Origin of the sequence: Amycolatopsis sp. cg13, from assembly GCF_041346965.1 — a bacterium.
In the GTDB taxonomy this organism is placed as follows: Bacteria; Actinomycetota; Actinomycetes; order Mycobacteriales; family Pseudonocardiaceae; genus Amycolatopsis.
Genome location: NZ_CP166848.1, coordinates 4,892,775 through 4,912,239, shown reverse-complemented (window position 1 = coordinate 4,912,239; position 19,465 = coordinate 4,892,775). Strand labels below are relative to the sequence as shown.

The following is a 19,465-nucleotide window of genomic DNA, read 5'->3' as shown; positions in this document are numbered from 1 at the left end:
ATGTCGATCCTGATCAACGAGAACAGCAAGGTCATCGTCCAGGGGCTCACCGGCTCCGAGGGCATGAAGCACGCGACCAAGATGCTGAAGTCCGGCACCAACATCGTGGGCGGCGTCAACGCCCGCAAGGCCGGCCAGACGGTCACCATCGAGGGCAAGGACCTCACCGTGTTCGGCACGGTCGAGGAGGCCATCAAGGAGACCGGCGCCGACGTGTCGGTCATCTTCGTGCCGCCGAAGTTCGCCAAGGACGCGGTCATCGAGGCGATTGACGCCGAGATCCCGCTGGCCGTCGTCATCACCGAGGGCATCCCGGTGCACGACTCGGCCTACTTCTGGGCGCACGCGGTCGCGACCGGCAACAAGACCCGGATCATCGGGCCGAACTGCCCCGGCGTGATCAGCCCCGGCAAGTCGAACGCGGGCATCATCCCGGCCGACATCTCCCAGGGCGGCCCGATCGGCCTGGTGTCGAAGTCGGGCACGCTGACCTACCAGATGATGTACGAGCTGCGCGACATCGGTTTCTCGACCGCGGTCGGCATCGGCGGCGACCCGGTCATCGGCACCACCCACATCGACGCCCTCGAGGCGTTCGAGAAGGACGCCGACACCAAGGTCATCGTGATGATCGGCGAGATCGGCGGCGACGCCGAGGAGCGCGCCGCGGCCTACATCAAGGAGAACGTGACCAAGCCGGTCGTCGGCTACGTCGCGGGCTTCACCGCCCCTGAGGGCAAGACGATGGGCCACGCGGGCGCGATCGTCTCCGGTTCGTCGGGCACCGCCGCGGCGAAGAAGGAGGCCCTCGAGGCCGCCGGCGTCAAGGTCGGCAAGACCCCGAGCGAGACCGCGGTTCTCGCGCGCGAGCTGTACAACAGCCTCGGCTGACCAGCAGCGACTCCAACGGCGGAGGCCGGGCACCGACACGGTGCCCGGCCTTCGTCGTTTCCGCCCGCAACCGATCCGGCGCTCGGTGCGTCCAACCTCGCGGACGCCAAGGGCGGATGCGCTAGCGTGCAGTCACTCGTGAGCGGGGGACGCCGCCGGCGCGCCCGGGCGCCGCAGGATCTCGAACCGCCGGTCGATGAGACAGGAGACCTTCCGATGACCTTCCCCAGTGGCGGGCCCGGCTACCCCCAGCAGGGCCAGCCGTCCCAGGGACCGCCCCCGTCGGGCGGGTTCCCGCAGCAGCCCCAGCCGCAGCAGGGCCCGCCTGCCTCGGGCGCCGGAACGCCGCCGAACCTTCCGCTGCTGCTGTCCCTCGGCGTGGCCGGGCTCGGACTGGTGCAGTACTTCCTCGGCTTCGCCACCGAAGCGGGCACCGCCAGCCAGGCCATTCTGTTCCTGCTCGTCGGCGGTCTGCTGTCGGCGATGAATTTGCTGCCCAAGGGACCGAAGACGCTGCCGTTCGCCGCGCTGTTCAGCGTGCTCGGCGGGCTGGGCGCGCTCGACGCGGTCATCTCCGGGCGAACGTCTGCCATCGTGATCGTGGTGCTGATCCTCGGTCTCCTGCAGATGGCCGCGGCGGTCGCCGTGCTGCTGTTCGAGTACGGCGTGCTCAAGCCGCCGACGGCGCAGCCGGCCGCCCCGGCGTACCAGCAGCCCTACGGCCAGCCGGGCCAGTACCAGGCGACGCAGTACCAGCCTGCTCCCGGCCAGCAGTCGCCGCAGCAGGCTCCGGGACAGCAGCCGCCGTCCCCGCAGCAGCCGCCCGCCACGCCGCCGCCGGGCGGACAGGCCACGACGTACGCGCCGCAGCAGGGCCAGTTCTTCCAGCCGCCCGCCGACCAGAACAAACCGGGCACGCCGCCCGGAGGTTTCGGACAGCAAGGCTGATACCCCTTCGCGTTACCCACCCGCTGTGACTCTCCGTGTTACAGCGGGTGTTTTTATTGCCCTCGTGCCACGACCGGGTGGGCGTTGGATTCGCCACGTCCGCCGGGCGGCGTGCCTCACCCGGACGGCCGAGCGCGGATGTCATGGTCGGGGACATGCAGGTGCTCACCAGTCCCGGACGCCCCGCGGGCGACGAGCCGGTGGGCGACTCCCTTGACCAGGATGTAGCCCGGTTCCGGGTGTTGCTCGCCGCGGCGCTCGGTCCGCTCGTCACCGGCTACGCGGTGGTCGCCACGCTGCTCGCACTCGTCACCCTGACTGCCCAGCACGCGGTCTTCTCCGTGGGCGGCGTGCTGCTGTCGGCGGGACCCGGCTGGCTCGCCGCTTACCAGGTCGAACTCGGGATCGGCGGGCATCCGCTCGGGATGCTGCCGCTGCTGCCGACCGTCGGTGTGGTGCTGCTGGTCGCGAGGGCGGCGGCCAAGGCGGTGCGACGGCTGCGTTGCGCCCGGCTGCGGCACACGGTTCCGTTGGTCGCCACGATTTCCGGCGCACATCTGGTGTTCGGCGTGCTGATTTCGCTGCTGTCGATCGGCGAACCGGTACGGGCGAACTTCTGGCTCGCCGCGGTGGTGCCCGCCGTGCTCTCCGGACTCGCGGCTACCGGCGGGGTGCTTCGCCGGTTCGGGATGCCGCAGGTGCTCGCCGATCGGCTCGACCCGCTGGCCCTTCGCGGTTTGCGGGCGGGCCTGCTCGGGTTGTTCGCGCTGCTGGCGGCGGGCGCGCTGACGCTGACCGCCGCCACGGCGCTGTCCGCGCGCACGGTGTCCAGCCTGTTCGAGCCGTCGTTCGGCGGCAGCTTCGGGCTGTTCCTGCTTTCCGTGCTGTATCTGCCGAACGCCGTGGTCGCCGCGATGTCGTTCGTGAGCGGGCCCGGGTTCAGCATCGGCACTCTCGACGTGCACCTCATCGGCTACCGCGGCGGTTCGGTACCCGGGGTTCCGCTGCTCGGCGGCATTCCCGAGCACGCCGCGTCGTGGTGGCCGGTGCTGCTGGTGCTGCCGCTGGCGGTCGGGGTGCTGGTCGGCTGGTCGGTCCGCGCGGTGGACGAGGACCCGGCGGCGCGGCTGCGGGTCGTGGTCGTCGCGGGCGCGGTCGTCGGGTTCGGCTGCGTGCTGCTGGGCACGCTCGCCGGCGGACGGCTCGGCGACGGTCCGTTCGACCCGGTCAGCGTGCCGGTCGGGGTGGCGTCGATCGTGGCGTTCTGCTGGATCGTGATTCCGGCGGGGTTCGTGGCGTTTTTCGCGGGGGCGCACTCTCCGATGCGGCCGGTCGGCTCGCTTGAGGTGGAGGACGAGGAGCCGGAAGCCGAAGCCGAGCCGGATGCGGCTGAGGATGCCGAGTCCGATGAGGACGTTGCGGACGAGGAATCCGAAGACGCCGAAGAAGACTCGGACCTGGCCGAAGATTCCGAAGAGACTGAAGTCGCCGAAGACTCCCCGGACGATGAGGACTTCGACGCCGAGGCCGACGCCGAACTGGGCCTCGACCTGCCGGAGGACGAGCCGGAAACCGAGGCCGCCGCGACCGAGGACAAGGCCGAATCCGAGTCCGAAACCCCCGCCGAAGAGCCGGACGCTGTGACCGAGTCCACCGAGGACTCCGGCGACGCGAAGCCCGCCGAGGACGACCGTTAGGGTTGGGGCGACCTGGTGAAGCGCCGTGCGCCCGAGGCGTACCGCCGTGCAAGGAGCCCGTTCTGGCCAGCCGCTTGGAACTGCCCACTCCGGTGAAGATCGTCGTGCTCGCGTCCGGTTCCGGCACGCTGCTGCAGGCTGTGCTCGACGCGGTCGGGCAGCCCGGGTTCCCGGCCTCCGTCGTCGCCGTCGGCGCGGATCGGAACGGCATCGAGGCGCTCACGCGGGCGGAACGGGCGGACGTGCCGTCGTTCACCGTCCGCGTCGCCGACCATCCGGACCGGGCCGCGTGGGACCGCGCGCTCGCCGAGGCCGTCGCGGCTTACCAGCCCGACCTCGTGGTGTCCGCGGGCTTCATGAAGATCCTCGGACCGGAGTTCCTGGCGCGGTTCGCGGGCCGCGTGATCAACACCCACCCCGCGCTGCTGCCGTCGTTCCCCGGGATGCACGCGGTCGCCGACGCGCTGGCCGCGGGCGTGCGCGTCACCGGATCGACGGTGCATTTCGTCGACGCCGGGGTGGACACTGGCCCGGTCATCGCCCAGGAGGCGGTGCCGGTGGAGACCGACGACACCGAAGACGTCCTGCACGAGCGGATCAAAGCCGTGGAACGCAGGCTGCTGGTTGAAACGATCGAGCGACTCGGCCGTGGTGGGTGCACCGTGGACGGACGAAAGGTGAGGTTTTCGTGAGCACAGCACAGGGACGGCGCCCGGTCCGGCGCGCGCTGATCGGCGTCTCGGACAAGGCCGGCCTGCTCGAGCTCGCGACCGGCCTGCACGCGGCCGGCGTGGAGATCGTGTCGACCGGCGGCACGGCGAAGGTCATCGCGAACGCCGGGGTTCCGGTCACGCCGGTCGAGCAGGTCACCGGGTTCCCGGAGTCTTTTGACGGCCGGGTCAAGACGCTGCACCCGCGCGTGCACGCCGGACTGCTCGCCGACCAGGGCAACGACGACCACGTCGCGCAGCTCAAGCAGCTCGACATCGCGGCGTTCGACCTGCTCGTGGTGAACCTGTACCCGTTCCAGGCGACCGTCGCGTCCGGCGCGAGCCCCGAGGACTGCGTCGAGAACATCGACATCGGCGGTCCCGCGATGGTGCGCGCGGCCGCGAAGAACCACGGCAGTGTCGCTGTCGTCGTGGACCCGGCGCGGTACGCGTGGGTGCTCGAGCAGGTCTCCGCGGGCGGCTTCGAACTCTCGGACCGCAAGCGGCTCGCTGCGCAGGCGTACGCGCACACGGCTGCGTACGACACGGCTGTCGCTTCGTGGTTCGCCAACGCGTACGCGCCTTCGGACGACAGCGGCTTCCCGGACTTCCTCGGCGCGACGTGGGACCGTGCGGACGTACTGCGCTACGGCGAGAACCCGCACCAGAAGGCGGCGCTGTACCGCAGCGCACAGCCGGGCCTCGCGCACGCGGAGCAGCTTCACGGCAAGGCGATGTCGTACAACAACTACGTCGACACTGACGCCGCGCGTCGGGCCGCCTTCGACTTCTCCGAGCCGGCTGTCGCGATCATCAAGCACGCCAACCCGTGCGGGATCGCTGTCGGCACGGACATCGCTGAAGCGCACCGCAAGGCGCACGCCTGCGACCCGGTGTCCGCGTACGGCGGCGTGATCGCGACGAACCGTCCGGTGAGCGTCGCGGCGGCGGAGCAGATCGCCGAGGTCTTCACCGAGGTCGTGCTCGCCCCCGACTTCGAGCCGGAAGCGCTGGAGATCTTGCAGCGCAAGAAGAACGTGCGGCTGCTGAAGCTGCCCGCGATCGAGAACGCGGCCCCGGTGGAGTTCCGGCCGATCTCCGGCGGCGTGCTCGTGCAGACCGCCGACGCGATCGACGCCCCCGGCGACAACCCGGCGAACTGGGAGCTGGCCACCGGCTCGCCCGCCGACGAGCAGACCCTGGCGGACCTGGAATTCGCGTGGCGGGCGCTGCGCGCGGTGAAGTCCAACGCGATCCTGCTGGCGCACGAGCAGGCGACCGTCGGCGTCGGCATGGGCCAGGTCAACCGCGTCGACTCGTCGCGGCTGGCGGTCTCGCGGGCGGGCGACCGGGCGAAGGGCTCGGTCGGCGCGTCGGACGCGTTCTTCCCGTTCCCGGACGGGCTCGAGGTGCTGATCGAGGCAGGCGTGCGCGCTGTCGTGCAGCCCGGCGGGTCCATCCGCGACGCCGAGGTGATCGCCGCCGCCGAAGCCGCCGGGATCACGCTGTACCTGACCGGAACGCGGCACTTCGCGCACTGATTTTTTGCTGGCCGGCCGGGACTCCTCGAGTCCCGGCCGGTTTTTTCATCCCTCGCGCAAGATCGCGTAGACGACCTCGTCGCGGTAGCCGCCGTCACGCCAGGTGACCTGGCACAGCAGACCTTCGCGATGGAAGCCGGTCTTCTCGAGCACCTGCTGCCCGTCGAAGTCCTCGCTGTCGACGAAGGCTTCGAGCCGATGCGCGCGGGTGTGCTGGAAGAGCTGGTCGACGAGCAGCCGGTACGCCTTGTCGGTGCCGTGCCCGCGATAATCCGGCAGCAACGTGACGCCGATCCGGAAGCACCCGCCGACCGGCCCGCCTCGATCGGCCGCCTCCCAGGTAGCCATCCCGGCGACGGCCGAGTCGACGGTCACCGCGACCGCGCTTGAAGCCGGGCTGAGGAACCCGTCCTCAGCGAAGCGGCGCCGTGCCCGCGGCCCGGTGAAACTCGTCCACTGGAAGGCCGCGGCGGCGTCCGGGTCCGTGGAGAACCGGTCGAGCACGGGCAGGTCAGCTTCGGCGAAACCCCGCAGGGCGATGTGTCCTGTCTTCATCAGGGTTCCCAGTGTAAAGAGCCGTTTTCCTGGTGTCCGGTGATCTTTCGGGTTCTTTCTCCGTGCTTGCTTGACAGCCGGGGAGGGGGCGAGTGAGACTGAGTCTTGTCGAACGGGTGTTCGATCCTGTTCGGCGCAGCGGTGTGTATTTGGATGTGAGTGTTGGGTGACCGTGCGGATTCCGCACGGATGAGGATGCGGAACCGCCTTCCCCGCGGTGCGCCGACGTCCGTCCCGGGCTTGGTTTGCCGACCTTGCTCCCGGGGCCGGTTCGTCGGCTGATCTTGGCGGAGGGAGGAAGCCGGTGACGACCGGAGTGGCTTCGGGGGCTGCTTCTTCGGAGCTCGCTTTTTCGGGGGCTGTTCCGGAGACCGCGGGAGTTGTAGCGGCCGCCGGGGCTTGTGCGGCCGAGGGGACTTCCGCGGACGGTCCGGTCACGGCTGGTTCTGGTGCTGGTGAGGCTCGGGCGGGCGGAGCTTGGGTTCTGTCCGGGGATGCTGCGGGGCCTCCCGGGACGGGCGGTTCTTCGGCTCTGGCGGGGATGGCCGCGGGGGCTTTCGGGGCTAGGGGAGTTCTGGAAGCAGCCGGGGCTGCTTGGGGGGCGAGCGGCACCTGGGCTCTGGCCGGGGAGTCTGGGGCTTCCGGGTCGCGGGCTGCTTCGGCTGAGGCCGGGGCGGACGGCGTTTGGTCTCTGGCTGAGGCCGCTCCCGGGGCAGGCGGTTCTTCGGCGGGGGACGTGCCGATGCTGCCTGCTGGCTCTATCCCGGCCGATCTCCTTGGCATTGCGGGGATTTCAGCGAAGCCGAAGAAACCCGCCAGGTCGTCTCGGAAGAACTTCCCTGACGCGGAAGTCATAGCTTCCGCCCCCACGAGCGTGCCGGAGGCGCGGCCGGCGCGCTCGTGGGAAGTATCGGTGCCGTGGTCGGCGATCGAAGCCTTCGCGAAGGAACGAACGCCGGTCGCCGCGATGTCCTCAGGGTCGCTGAGGTCGATGTTCTCGTTGGGAGAGAACGGATCTCGTACTCGGCCGAGTTCTCTGGACGTGGCGTTCGAGCCATGGACGCCAGCCAGCTTCGACTCGTCGACGGGGCTTCGTTCTCAGGCACGGTCAGGCCCGTCGGCCGAATCCAGCCGTGAGCTTCCTGCCAGGACTGCAGTGTCTGCTGACACGCGCATGTCCAGCGGGCCTGATTCGCCGACTCCGCTCAAACCGGCGATCCAGCCTGGTTCAGCTCCTTCGGCCCGAGGTGTCCCGTCTGCTGAACGCGATTCTCCGGCTCGACCTGAATCGAAGAATCCGATCGAACCGCCAGTCCGGCTTCGTCCGGCAGTCCCGGCTGAGCCTGTCCCGGCAACTCCACCCGATGCTCCGCTTACCCCTCCGACCCCGCTGCACCCCGCAACTCCACCCGACCCGGCAACCTCACCCGATCCCGAAGCTCCCGACTCGCCGAAACTCCGCCCCCCAACCCGGCTCCACCCCGCCGAGCCCGCACCCGATCCAGCAGGCCCGGCGAACCCGCTGGCCAAGCTGACCGCCCTCCCCGGCGTCAGCACTGCCAGCACTGTCGCGGCCGAGCGGGCTTCCCGAGCCGACTGGGGCCACGCCGCCGGGCGGATGCTCCCCGTGGCCCCGGCCCTGGCGGATCTCCTCCCCGGGGCCGGGTTGCGACGCGGAAGCATTGTCGCGGTTCACCATTCCACCTCGTTGCTGTTCGCGTTGCTCGCGGAGGCGACCGTCGCGGGGGCGTGGGCTGCGGTCGTCGGTGCCCCGTCGCTGGGGATTGTCGCGGCGGCTGAGCACGGGGTTGCCGTTTCGCGGCTCGCGCTGGTTCCTCAGCCGGGGGCCGAATACCAAGCCGTGATGGCCGCTTTGTTCGACGGCGTCGACCTCGTTGTCACCGAGCCTCGTTCAGTCCGGCCGGACGTCGCGCGCAGGCTCGCGGCAAGGGCGAGGAATCGCGGGGCGGTGCTGCTTTCGTTGGGGCCCTGGCCTGCCGCCGACGTCGAGCTGCATTGCACCCCTGGTGCCTGGACTGGCGTGCTTGAGCACGGGGCCGGGCATCTCCGTTCCCGCCCCGTCGAAGTGCATGCCCGCGGCCGCGGTGCGGCGGCTCGGCCACGGTCGGCGTCGGTGTTTCTGCCCGGCCCGGACGGACGGGTTTCCCGGGGCGAGAAGCGCATCGCGGCGCAGGAAGAGGCAGTCGGGTGACCAGTACAGTCCACAAAGGACAAAAAGATCCACGCCGCCACCCGACGCGGATGCTGGTTCTGTGGTGCCCGGACTGGCCCGCGGTCGCTGCCGTCGCCGCGGCGGGGAGTGTGCTTACCCGGCCGGCTGCGGTGTTCCACGCCAACCGGGTCGTCGCGTGCACCGCGGTCGCGCGGGCGCGGAACATCCGGCGCGGGATGCGGCGGCGGGAAGCGGAATCCCAATGCCCGGACCTGGCGGTGTTCGGCGTAGACGACGCTCGGGACGCGCGGTTGTTCGAGAACGTCGCGTCGGCGGTGGAGGAACTGGTCGTCGGGCTGGAAGTGGTGCGGCCGGGGCTCCTCGCGGTTCCCGTCGCGGGCGCGGCCGGATACTTCGGCGGCGAACCGCAGCTCGCGGAGAAACTGGTCGACCAGGTGGCCGCGGCGGCCGGGGTCGAATGTCAGGTCGGCGTGGCGGAAGGATTGTTCGCGGCGACCCTCGCCGCGCGGCAGGGCGCGCTGGTCGAACCTGGGCAGACGGCCGAATTTCTCGCCCCGTTGCCGGTGCTCGAACTGGACCAGCCGGGCTCTGAGCGAGCGGATCTGGTCGGCCTGCTCGTCCGGCTCGGGTTGCGCACGCTCGGCGCCTTCGCCGGACTCGGCGAGCGGGACGTCGCCGCTCGGTTCGGGCGCACCGGGGTGCTCGCGCATCGGCTCGCCCGGGGGCTGTCCGACCGGCCGCCGTTGCGCCGCAGCCCGCCGCCGGAATTGTCGCTCGCCGAATCGTTCGATCCGGTGCTCGCCCGGGTGGATGTCGCCGCGTTCATGGCGAAAAAACTCGGCGCGCGGTTCCACGCCGCGCTCGCGGATCGCGGGCTCGCGTGCACTCGATTGGGTATATACGCGACCACCGAGAACGGCGAGCAGCTCGGTCGCGTCTGGCGTTGTGCGGAACCACTTACGCCGCAAGGGGTAGCGGACCGGGTCCGGTGGCAGTTCGAGGGCTGGCTCAAGGCCGCGCCCGGCGAACGGCCCACAGCCGGGGTCGCGCGGTTGCGGCTCGAACCGGAAGAGACTGTCGAAGGGAGGTCATTGCAGCTGGGGCTGTGGCGGGGGAGCGATCCCGGAGCCGGTCCCGGCGAGGACGAGGAATTGGCTGCCGAACGGGCGGGCCGGGCATTCGTGCGGGTGCAAGGCTTGCTCGGCCCGGAAGGTGTGGTCACGCCGCTGCTCGACGGCGGACGCGATCCGGCGAGCCGGGTCCGGCTCATTCCGTGGGGCGACCCAAGGGAAGCCGTCGGACCGCCGGACGCCACGTGGCCTGCCCGGCTGCCCTCCCCGTCTCCGGCGACGGTGCTGGAACAACCGTTGCCAGTCCAGGTCATCGACGATCAGGGGCGGCCAGTCGGCCTCACCGCGCGCAAACGGCTGACCGCGCCGCCGCACGGACTTCGCGTCGCGGGCGGGCCGCCCCGGCCGATCACCGGATGGGCCGGTCCGTGGCCGGTCACGTCGGGCCGTCGTTCGACCGGGCCGCAGCAAGCCCGGCTGCAACTGTTGCTCGCGGCAGGGGAGAACGAAGCGCCGGAGGCGGTGCTCGTCCTTTGCTCCGGAACTGAAAATCCAGTGTGGACAGTGGAGGGAAGTTACGACTGACAGACGAAGACCAACCTTGCCGAGAAACCCTGTGTACACAACGAAAGGAAACCACAGATGATGGACCACGACCTGCCGACGCCTCGCGTACCGGTCGAACCGCCGTGCCCGTTCGACCCGGCGCTGCTCGTGCCGCTGATCCCGCAACCCCGCAGATCGCCTGAGAACCGGGTGGACTGACGATGGGCTGGAACAATCCGCCGGTCCCGTGGAAGGATCTCGCGCGGGCGCTGTCGGGCGGGATGCCGCCCGGCGACCACGGCGACAGTCCCGCGTGGGGCCGCAAACGCGAGGCGTACCGCCGCCCCGCCGACATCCCGCCGCCGCGCAGCGACCTGGAAGCCGGGCCGCGAGTGGCGTACGCCGAACTGCACTGCCACTCCAACTTCAGTTTCCTCGACGGCGCCAGCCACCCCGAGGAACTGGTGGAGGAGGCCGCGCGGCTGCGGCTCGACGCGATCGCGCTCACCGACCACGACGGCATGTACGGCGTGGTCCGCTTCGCCGAAGCGGCCAAAGAGCTAGGCGTCGCAACGGTATTCGGCACCGAGCTGAGCTTCGGGCTGTCCGGGCCGCAAAACGGCGTCGCCGACCCCGAAGGCGAACACCTCCTCCTGCTGGCCCGCGGCGACGACGGTTACCGCAGCCTGTGCCGCGCGATCACTGCCGGGCAGTTGCGTGGCCACGAAGACGAAAAAGCGGAGCGTGCCGAAAAAGGCCGTCCGATCTACGATTTGCACGCGGTAGCGGAAGAAGTCGCGGGGAAATGCGCGGTGCTTACCGGCTGTCGCAAGGGATCCGTGCGTTCGGCGTTGGTGCGCGAAGGCCCGGACGCCGCGCTCGCCGAGCTGCGTCGATTAGTCGACCTCTTCGGTCAAACCCAGGTGTACGTCGAACTGATCGACCACGGCCAGCCGCTCGACAGCGTGCACAACGACCTGCTCGCCGAGATGGCCAGCGAACTCAAGCTGCCCACCGTCGCCACCACCGCCGCGCACTACGCCCGCCCGGAACGCGGCCGTCTCGCGGACGCGCTCGCCGCCATCCGCGCCCGGCGCAGCATCGACGACCTCGAAGGCTGGCTGCCCGGCGACGCCGCCGCGTTCTTGCGCTCTGGCAACGAAATGGCGGAAGTCTTCCAGCGGTACCCGGGCGCGGTGCAGCGGTCGGCGTTGCTGGGCATGGAATGCGCCTTCCTGCTTGAGCATCTCTCGCCGGAACTGCCGCCGTTCGACGTGCCTCCCGGCGAGACCGAGACCACGCACCTGCGAAACCTTGTCAAGGAGGGCTTCAAAGAGCGCTACTCGGGCAAAGCCCACGAGGACAAGGCTTGGCAGCAGATCGAGCACGAGATGGCGGTGATCGAGAAACTCGAGTTCCCCGGGTACTTCCTGATCGTCTGGGACATCGTCCGGTTCTGCCGGAAGAGCGGAATCCTGTGCCAGGGAAGAGGTTCCGCGGCCAACTCGGCGGTGTGCTACGCGCTCGGGATCACCAATGTCGATCCCATCGAGTACCACCTGCTCTTCGAACGGTTCCTCGCGCCCGACCGCGACGGTTACCCGGACATCGACATCGACATCGAGTCCGACCGGCGCGAGGAAGCGATCCAGTACGTCTACGGCAAACACGGCAGGCTCAACGCCGCACAGGTCGCGAACGTGATCACCTACCGCGCCCGCTCCGCGATCCGCGACGCCGCCAGGGCGCTCGGCTACTCGCCCGGCCAGCAGGACGCGTGGAGCAAGCAGATCGACCGCTGGGGCGCCTTGCAGCGCACGGAAAAGGACCACGACCACGACATCCCGCGCGACGTCGTGCAACTCGCCTTCGCGCTCGAAGACTTCCCGCGCCACCTCGGCATCCACTCCGGCGGCATGGTGATGTGCCGGGAGCCGGTGAGCCAGGTGTGCCCGGTCGAATGGGCGCGGATGGAGAACCGCAGCGTGCTGCAGTGGGAGAAGGAGGATTGCGCCGCGGCGGGGCTGGTGAAGTTCGACCTGCTCGGGCTCGGCATGCTCTCCGCGCTGCACTACATGCTCGACCTGGTCGAGGAATACAAGGGCGAGAAAATCGATCTCGCCGAGCTGAACCTCAACGACCAGAACGTCTACGACATGCTTTGCCGCGCCGACGCGATCGGCGTGTTCCAGGTGGAGAGCCGGGCCCAGCTGGCGACCTTGCCGCGGTTGCGGCCGCGGGAATTCTACGACCTGGCCGTGGAAGTCGCGCTGATCCGCCCCGGCCCGATCCAGGGCGGTTCGGTGCACCCGTACATCCGCCGCAAACAAGGGCGCGAGAAGTGGGAGTACGACCATCCGCGGCTGAAGAACGCACTGGAGAAGACGCTGGGGGTGCCGCTGTTCCAGGAGCAGATGATGCAGATCGCCCTTGACGTCGCGAGCTTCACCCCGGCCGAGGCCGACCAGTTGCGGCACGCGATGGGGTCGAAACGGTCGCAGCGGAAAATGGAACGGCTGCACAAACGATTCCTCGACGGAGCCGTCGCCAACGAGGTGGACGCGGAGCTGGCGGAGAAGATCTTCCAGAAGCTCAAGGCGTTCGCCAACTTCGGCTTCCCGGAAAGCCACGCGCTGAGCTTCGCGCATCTGGTGTTCGCGAGCGCGTACTTCAAGCACTATCACCCGGACGCGTTCTGCGCGGGCCTGCTGCGGGCGCAGCCCATGGGGTTCTACTCGCCGCAGTCGCTGGTGGCGGACGCGCGCAGGCACGGCGTCACCACGCTCGGCCCGGACATCAACCTGAGTCTCCCACACGCGACGCTGGAAGCATTGCCGGACAACGGAAAACTCCACGCGGTGCGCGGCGGGCTCAGCACTGTCCGGATGATCGGCGAAACGCTGGCCGAGGAGATCGTGGCGGAACGGCGGGCGAACGGCCGGTACGAGAGCATGTCCGACCTCGGCAGGCGCGTCCGGCTCACCACGCCGCAACTGGAGGCGCTGGCCACCGCGGGCGCGTTCAGCGCGTTCGGCCCGGACCGGCGGCAGGCGTTGTGGTCCGCGGGTGCGGTCGCGCAGGACCGGCCGGAGAAACTTCCCGGCACCGGCGTCGGCGTGGACGCGCCGATGCTGCCCGGGATGGACGGGCTCGACCTCGCCGCCGCCGACGTGTGGGCCACCGGGATCTCGCCGGACAGCTACCCGACGGAGTTCATCCGCGACCGGCTCGACGCGCTCGGGGTGATCACCGCCGACCAGCTGCTGGGCCGGGACGACGGGGAACGGGTGCTCGTCGGGGGAGCGGTCACGCACCGCCAGCGTCCGGCGACCGCCGGTGGAGTCACGTTCCTGAACCTCGAGGACGAGACCGGCATGGTGAACGTGATCTGCACACTCGGGCTGTGGCAACGGTTCCACCGGATCGCGCGAGGCAGCGCGGCGCTGCTGGTGCACGGCGTGCTCGAAAAGGCGGACGGCGTGGCGAGCGTGCGCGCACAGAAACTCGAGCAGTTGACGCTGCGGATTCCCACGAGATCGCGGGACTTCCGATGACCGGCGGGCAGTGCGTGGACACACGCCTTCCGGCGGCTCGCAGCCACCCCGTCGACGAGGCGGCATCGGGGCTGATGTCATCCTGTCGGGGTGACGGAGACTGGCGAGGACTACACCGAAGCGCGACTTTCCGGCCAGTGGTGGGAAAAACGCCAGTTCGTGGGTTGCGACTTCACCGAGGCGGACCTGCGCGACCTGCGCACTCGCGGTTGCACCTTCGACAACTGCGACTTCACCAAGGTCGACCTCGCCGGCTCGCGGCACGACGCGACGGCGTTCCGCTCCTGCACGTTCGACCGTTCAGTGCTCGCCGACAGCCGTTGGTCGTCGTGCTCGCTGCTTGGTTCGTCCTTTGTGGACTGTCGATACACCGGGATCGCGCTGACCGAATGCGATCTGTCGCTGGCGTCGTTCGCGCGCGGCCGGTTGCGGAAACTGGACCTGTCGGGCCTGCGGATGCGGGAAGTGAACCTCAACGAGGCGGATCTGACGGATTCCGACCTGCGGGGCACGGATCTGTCCGGGGCCCGGATGATCGGCACGAAGCTTCCCGGAGCCGACCTGCGCGGCGCGGTCGTCGACGCGAACGGGCTGGTGCAGGCGGATCTGCGCGGCGCGTACGTGGATGTCGAACTGGCGGTGTCGTTCGCCGCGGCTCATGGCTTGGTCGTCAAGTAGCTCGTTTCCGAGCAGGGAAAAGGGGCGAAGCCCGCTGGCCCCGCCCCTTTTCCGCGTGCTCAGTCGATCGGCGGTTCGCCCGGGTCGAGTTCGATCAGGTCGCCCTCGGCGAGCAACTCTTCGATGCTGGCCGGAAGCAGGTACGCCGACCCGCCGCCCGGCTGGTTGAACCACGGGATCGCCACCCCGGCAAGGGTTTCGAGCGGCCGCTGCACCCGGTACACGTGGTACGGCCGGTTCACCCACTCCGGCACCAGCGAACGCTCCTCGAACGGGGTGCCCGCCGCGTAGGTCAGGTTGCCGTTCGGGCCGCCGAAGCGGTCCAGTTCGCTGCCCGCGGGCAGTTCGCGCAGTTCCTTGCCGCGGAACAGGGTCAGCGGCGGTTCCCCGGACAGCGGCGCGATGGGCCACTGCCCGCTGCCCCCGGAACCGTTGGCACGCACCGGTTCCTCGCGTCGCACCGGCGGTTCCCGCCGCGGCGGCGGGCCGACCGGAGGCGCGACCTGGGTGGGCGGTGCGCTGACCGGCGAGGCGATCTGCGTCGGCGGGGCGCTGACCGGGGGAGCCACCTGGGTCGGCGGGCTCACCGGTGCCGCGATCTGCGTCGGCGGAGCGGGCGGCGGAGTCTGCCGGGCCGGCGGTTCGTCGTCGGCCAGCAGCTGATCGGCTGGCGTGAACGCGGTCTGCTCCTGCGGCGGCACGTTCTCGCGGGGCCGGACCGGGAACGAACCCGTCGCGACCTCCGGCGACAACGTCGCCACCACTGGCGGCTTCGGCGCGTCCGCGACTGGCTCGGCCGGTGCCGGGGCTTCCGGCGCGACATACCCGTCGGGGTACAGCAGCACCTTGCCGAGCATGAACGCCGCGGCGTCCTCCGCGTCGCCGAACACCGCCGGGTTGATCAGCTCGCCGTCGTACCAGCCGACGCGCCAGCCTTCGCCCACCTGCTCGACGCTCCACCCGCGTTCGGTGGGGCCGCCGAGCCGGTAGGCGGCCTCGGGCACGTTCAGCTCGTCGAGCTTCGCCTGCAGGTCGGCCAGCTCCGGTTCGGCCGGCTGCTCCCGCCGCGCGACCGGGGCCGGTTCCGCCTGCTCCCGTGCCGCGCGCCGCCCGCCGGACGCCGGGGGCACCGGCATCTCCGGCACCGGAAGCCCGCCGGGGATCTCGGCCCCCGGCATGATCATCGCGGTCGGCGGGCCCGAGTCGTACTCGGCCTCGCGGCGGTTGTCGTCCTCGTAACCGCTGGAGTGCGTGAACAGCTCGGCCCGCTGCTCGTCGTCGTCGCGGGACGGCTCGTTGCTGTGCGTGAAGAGCACCGGTTCGTCGTGCCCGGCGTCGACCGGCTGGTGGACGTCGGTCTGGTCCTCGTCGTCGTCCGGGTGCCCCGGGCCGGTGCCGTTGCGGCCCGGAACGAGGTCGTGGTGGACGTCGGTGTGGTCTTCGTCGTCGTAATGACCGTCGTGACCGTTGTCGTAGCGGTCGTACTGCGCGCCGTCGAAGTCCTGCTCGAACGGCGGCTCCGCGGGACGCTCCGGCGCGGTGCCGTGGCGACCCTCGGCCTCCTTCTCGCGACCCCGGCCGTGCGCGGCGGCCAGCCCGGCCGCGGCCAGGCCGCCAGCCGCGGCGATCCCGGCCGCAGCCGCGCCGACGTGACTGCCGTGCTCGTCCGCCGGTTCGGCCTGGCTGCCGGTTTCCGCGCCGCGCCGTCCGCCGTCCTCGGCGTTCAGCCGCACGTCTTCCCGACGGCTGTCGTCCGCCTCGGCATCCGGCTGCGCCCGCCGACGGCCACCCTCTTGGTCGTTGTCCGCTGCGCCGCGACGCCCCGCGTCCGGCTCGGCGGTGTGCCGGTTCGAGGCCGGTTCGTCGGCGGAGCTGTCCGCGCCGATGAGCCCGTCGGCACCGATGAGTCCGTCCGCGCCGACAAGCCCGTCCTCTGCTCGCGGGTCGGGCTGCTCGAACGCGCCGACGCCGGGGACCTTGCTCCCGTGCGCGTCGAGGTGCTCGTCGTACCCGCTTGCCGGGCCATCGGCGTGGTGCGCGGACTCGTCGTAACCCGCCTCGTCGTGCCCGTGCTGACCGGCGGATTCGTCGTATCCGTGCGGCTCGGCGTACTGCTCGTGGGATGCGGCGTCCTCGTACCCGTGCTGGTCGGAGTAACCGCTCTCGTGGCCCTCATAGCCGTGCTCAGCGTCGTATCCGCGGGCGTCGTGCGGTGCGGATTCGTCGTATTCGCCGTGGGGAGCAGCGTCGCGGTAGCCGGACTCGTCGTAATCCTGGTCGTGCTGGCCGTAGCCCTCGGCGTGGTCCCGCTGGTCGTAACCTTGCTGGTCGTAGGCGGAGTCAGGGTGATCCTGCTGGCTGTAGCCGTCGGCGTCGTGGTGGCCGGGCTGGTCGTAACCGGCGGCGTCGTGGGCTCGGTCGTCGTAACCAGCCTCGTGCGGGTGGCCGGATTCGGCGTGGGTGCCGTTCGCGTCGCGGGGATCGGCCTGCTCGTCAGTTCCGCGCGAACCGGCGAACCCGGCCGCGCCGACGACGCCCGCCGCCCCCGCCGCGGCAGCTACACCCAGTCCGCGCGACCCGCCGGGACTGTCCGGCCCGCCCGCGACCGGGCCGGACCCTCGAGTGCCCTGCGGACCGCCCTGAGCATCCTGCGCGCCCGGGTCCTGCGGACCAGGTCGGTCGGACCCACGTGCGGCCGGTTCGAAGGGATCCTCCGAACCGCCACGTGCGCCAGCACCGCCGCGGTCGTCGTAGCCGGATTCGTCCGCTGCGCCGGGCCTGCCGAATTCGTCGGCCGGACGGAAGCTGTCGGCGGCGTCCGGCCGGCCAGCCGCGCCGGGCCTGCCGGAATCGGGACCGGCGAATTCCTGGGGGCGACCGAGACCGTCTGGGTCAGCTGCTGCTCCGGGCCTGCCGGACTCCGGGCCGCCGAACTCATCGGCCGGGCCGAGACCGTCGTGGCCGAAATCGTCCTGGCCGCTTGCCGCGCGGGGGGCATCCGCTGCGCCGGGCCTGCGGGAACCAGGGGCTCCGAACTCGTTCGCGGAGTCGTAGCCCTCGGGACCATCTGGCTGACCGGCTGCGCCGGGCCTGCGGGTGCCGAATTCGCTTGCCGAGTCGAAACCCTCGGGGGCATCTGGCCGACCTGCTGCGCTGGGCCTGCGGGTGCCGGGAGCTCCGAACTCGTTCGCCGAGTCGTAGCCCTCAGGGCCCTCTGGCTGACCTGCTGCGCGGGGGCTGCCGGAACCGGGGGCTCCGAATTCGTTTGCCGAGCCGTAGCTGTCGGAGCCGCCGAAGTCGTCGGCGGGGTGGAAGTCGTCGGGCCTGCCGGGAGTGCGGTTGTCGAATTCGTCGGCCGGGCCGCGCCGGTCGGGGCCAGGGGTGCCTGGCCTGCCGGAGTCGGGGCTGCCGAAGTCGTCCGCCGGGCGGAAGTTCTCCGGGCTGCCGGTCGCGCCGGGCCTGCCGGAGCCGGGAGTTCCGAAGTCGTCGGCCGGGTGGAAGTTCTCGGGGCTGCCGCCCTTACCACCGGCCGCGCCGAGTGCGGCCGCGCCCAGGCCGGCTGCGCCGAGTCCGGCCGCTGCTGCGCCAATTCCGGCTGCGCCTGGGCCACGGGAACTCTCGCCGCCAGGTCCGCCGGAACCGGGGCCGTCAGCGGCGGGGCCGCCGGAGCCCGGGCCGTGGGAATCGAATCCGCCACCGGGGCCACCGGGACCGCCAACGCCATTCGGTCCGCCTGGGCCGTTAGGTCCGCCCGGTGCGCCTGCACCGCCGGGGCCGCCAGCGTTAGCCGCGCCACCGGGGCCGCCAGGAGTTCCGGTGCCGCCAGGTCCACCTGGTCCGCCAGCGCTAGGTCCACCCGCGCCGGGCCCGCCAGGTCCGCCAGCACCGGGCCCACCGGAGCCCGGCCCACCGGCCCCAGGTCCACCAGGCCCGCCAGCGACGGGTCCGCCAGCAGGCCCACCCGGTGCACCAGCCCCAGGAGCGGGCCGCTGCTGAGGAGTCTGGCTCCCCCGAGTCAGGTAAGCCGCCGCACCTTGCAGAGTCAGCTCGTCGACCTGCGGAAGCTGGAACCCGTTGGCCCGGATGTGCTCGATCAGGTCCGCTTCCGGCGAGACGCCGTACGTGCGGAGGTAGAAGTTCACCGCGGCCGGCCAGATCCAGTGGCCATCGGAATGGAAGGCGACCGGCACTGTCGCTTCGGGAGTCTGGGCGAGCCGGTCGATGTCGTAGCCGCGGTCCTGGACCACGAGCGGTGCGTGGTCCAGATAGTCCAGCAGCCGGTCTTGCTCGTCGACGTCCAGATCGGGACGGTTGATGACCGGGCGGCCGGCGGGGCCGATGGTGTCGAAGATCCGCGCGATGCGGAAGTGCGGGCCGGGCTGTTCCGGGCCGAGGCCGGACATCCGGCGGATCAGCCACTCGGGCACGTTCTCCTCGGTGCGCGGGAACATCCGCAGCTCGTCGGAGTACGCCTGGGGCGGCGGGGCGAGGTGCCAGCCGGGCTCGTCGCGGTTGTACTCGAGGTTGTAGCTGGAGGGGTGGTCCAGCTGGTACCGCGCGTTGAACCAGGTGCCGCGGCCGTCGCGGTACATGCCCGCGCGGAGCCTGCCGAAGAGGGTCGCGATGTCGTGCGTCGCGATCCATTCCTGGGCGGAGCCGTCTTCGAGCACGATCTCGCCGGTCAGCTCGTGGTACCTGCCGACGGCTCGGTACTCCGCGGAGACTTTGCGCCAGTCGCGCGGGGCGGCGCGCAGCAGGGCCAGTCCGATCTGCTTGACCAGAGTGTCCTGCTCCGTCGCGTTCAGCTGCGTCGTCGGTTGTGCCACAGAGAACATTTTGACTGTTCGCGCGCGCGAACGCACCCCGCATAGGGCTTTTGCCACCCTCGGGCCGGTGGACGTGCCCGCTGACCTCGGCGGACGCGATATGGCACGGGTCACACGCCAGGGTGGGTGATGCGGTGGAGCCTCTCCAGCTTAAGACCCGGGACGGCTGATTCGACGGAAGACGCGCGGGCCGATCGGGTGGTGTCGTGGACACACAGAGTGCAGAACCCACTCCTGACCGGCAGCCCGCGGCGG

Annotated in this window: 12 protein-coding genes; 10 read left to right on the top strand and 2 right to left on the bottom strand. The window is 70.7% G+C overall.

Annotated features, from left to right (window positions below; translation table 11 throughout):
• The 5 genes from sucD (at window position 1) to purH (ending at window position 5,787) form a co-directional block, all read left to right on the top strand.
• Window positions 1-891 (top strand): succinate--CoA ligase subunit alpha, encoded by an 891-nt coding sequence (sucD, locus tag AB5I40_RS22540; RefSeq protein WP_370932120.1) that lies wholly within the window; start codon window positions 1-3, stop codon window positions 889-891.
• Window positions 892-1,107: 216 nt separating this feature from the next.
• Window positions 1,108-1,839: a DUF5336 domain-containing protein gene (locus tag AB5I40_RS22535; RefSeq protein WP_370932119.1), complete on the top strand. Its 732-nt coding sequence runs from the start codon at window positions 1,108-1,110 to the stop codon at window positions 1,837-1,839.
• Window positions 1,840-1,994: 155 nt separating this feature from the next.
• Window positions 1,995-3,536, top strand: a complete 1,542-nt coding sequence (locus AB5I40_RS22530; RefSeq protein ID WP_370932118.1) for a DUF6350 family protein — start codon at window positions 1,995-1,997, stop codon at window positions 3,534-3,536.
• A gap of 74 nt (window positions 3,537-3,610) precedes the next feature.
• Window positions 3,611-4,228 carry a phosphoribosylglycinamide formyltransferase gene (gene purN, locus AB5I40_RS22525; RefSeq protein ID WP_370932117.1) on the top strand — a complete coding sequence of 206 codons (618 nt, stop codon included), beginning with the start codon at window positions 3,611-3,613 and terminating at the stop codon, window positions 4,226-4,228.
• Window positions 4,225-5,787, top strand: coding sequence for a bifunctional phosphoribosylaminoimidazolecarboxamide formyltransferase/IMP cyclohydrolase (gene purH, locus AB5I40_RS22520; RefSeq protein WP_370932116.1), 1,563 nt, complete (start codon window positions 4,225-4,227; stop codon window positions 5,785-5,787). The genes purN and purH overlap by 4 nt, the downstream gene beginning before the upstream one ends.
• Window positions 5,788-5,832: 45 nt before the next feature.
• Here the strand turns inward: purH and AB5I40_RS22515 are convergent, their stop codons facing one another.
• Window positions 5,833-6,342: a GNAT family N-acetyltransferase gene (locus AB5I40_RS22515; protein ID WP_370932115.1), complete on the bottom strand. Its 510-nt coding sequence runs from the start codon at window positions 6,340-6,342 to the stop codon at window positions 5,833-5,835.
• 1,618 nt (window positions 6,343-7,960) lie between these two features.
• Here AB5I40_RS22515 and AB5I40_RS22510 point away from each other — a divergent pair.
• From AB5I40_RS22510 to AB5I40_RS22490, 5 genes are all read left to right on the top strand, one after another.
• Window positions 7,961-8,554, top strand: a complete 594-nt coding sequence (locus tag AB5I40_RS22510) for a hypothetical protein (protein WP_370932114.1) — start codon at window positions 7,961-7,963, stop codon at window positions 8,552-8,554.
• Between the two features lie 50 nt (window positions 8,555-8,604).
• Entirely contained in the window at window positions 8,605-10,191 is a 1,587-nt protein-coding gene (locus AB5I40_RS22505; protein WP_370932113.1) for a DNA polymerase Y family protein, read from the top strand.
• A 57-nt stretch (window positions 10,192-10,248) separates the two neighbouring features.
• Window positions 10,249-10,371, top strand: coding sequence for a hypothetical protein (locus AB5I40_RS22500; RefSeq protein WP_354742403.1), 123 nt, complete (start codon window positions 10,249-10,251; stop codon window positions 10,369-10,371).
• Between the two features lie 2 nt (window positions 10,372-10,373).
• Window positions 10,374-13,706 carry an error-prone DNA polymerase gene (locus AB5I40_RS22495; protein ID WP_370932112.1) on the top strand — a complete coding sequence of 1,111 codons (3,333 nt, stop codon included), beginning with the start codon at window positions 10,374-10,376 and terminating at the stop codon, window positions 13,704-13,706.
• A 90-nt stretch (window positions 13,707-13,796) separates the two neighbouring features.
• Window positions 13,797-14,384 carry a pentapeptide repeat-containing protein gene (locus tag AB5I40_RS22490; protein WP_370932111.1) on the top strand — a complete coding sequence of 196 codons (588 nt, stop codon included), beginning with the start codon at window positions 13,797-13,799 and terminating at the stop codon, window positions 14,382-14,384.
• Window positions 14,385-14,443: 59 nt separating this feature from the next.
• Here AB5I40_RS22490 and AB5I40_RS22485 read toward each other — a convergent pair whose 3' ends face one another.
• The gene (locus tag AB5I40_RS22485; protein ID WP_370932110.1) at window positions 14,444-19,219 is read right to left on the bottom strand and encodes a glycohydrolase toxin TNT-related protein; all 4,776 of its coding nucleotides are present in this window, start codon (window positions 19,217-19,219) and stop codon (window positions 14,444-14,446) included.
• Window positions 19,220-19,465: the final 246 nt, after the last annotated feature.

What these genes read in the sequence shown, in the direction of transcription:
- sucD (WP_370932120.1), top strand. Translation starts at nt 1, where the DNA reads ATGTCGATCCTGATCAACGAGAACAGCAAGGTCATCGTCCAGGGGCTC.
- AB5I40_RS22535 (WP_370932119.1), top strand. Translation starts at nt 1,108, where the DNA reads ATGACCTTCCCCAGTGGCGGGCCCGGCTACCCCCAGCAGGGCCAGCCG.
- AB5I40_RS22530 (WP_370932118.1), top strand. Translation starts at nt 1,995, where the DNA reads ATGCAGGTGCTCACCAGTCCCGGACGCCCCGCGGGCGACGAGCCGGTG.
- AB5I40_RS22515 (WP_370932115.1), bottom strand. Translation starts at nt 6,342, where the DNA reads ATGAAGACAGGACACATCGCCCTGCGGGGTTTCGCCGAAGCTGACCTG.
- AB5I40_RS22510 (WP_370932114.1), top strand. Translation starts at nt 7,961, where the DNA reads ATGCTCCCCGTGGCCCCGGCCCTGGCGGATCTCCTCCCCGGGGCCGGG.
- AB5I40_RS22505 (WP_370932113.1), top strand. Translation starts at nt 8,605, where the DNA reads ATGCTGGTTCTGTGGTGCCCGGACTGGCCCGCGGTCGCTGCCGTCGCC.
- AB5I40_RS22500 (WP_354742403.1), top strand. Translation starts at nt 10,249, where the DNA reads ATGATGGACCACGACCTGCCGACGCCTCGCGTACCGGTCGAACCGCCG.
- AB5I40_RS22495 (WP_370932112.1), top strand. Translation starts at nt 10,374, where the DNA reads ATGGGCTGGAACAATCCGCCGGTCCCGTGGAAGGATCTCGCGCGGGCG.
- AB5I40_RS22485 (WP_370932110.1), bottom strand. Translation starts at nt 19,219, where the DNA reads ATGTTCTCTGTGGCACAACCGACGACGCAGCTGAACGCGACGGAGCAG.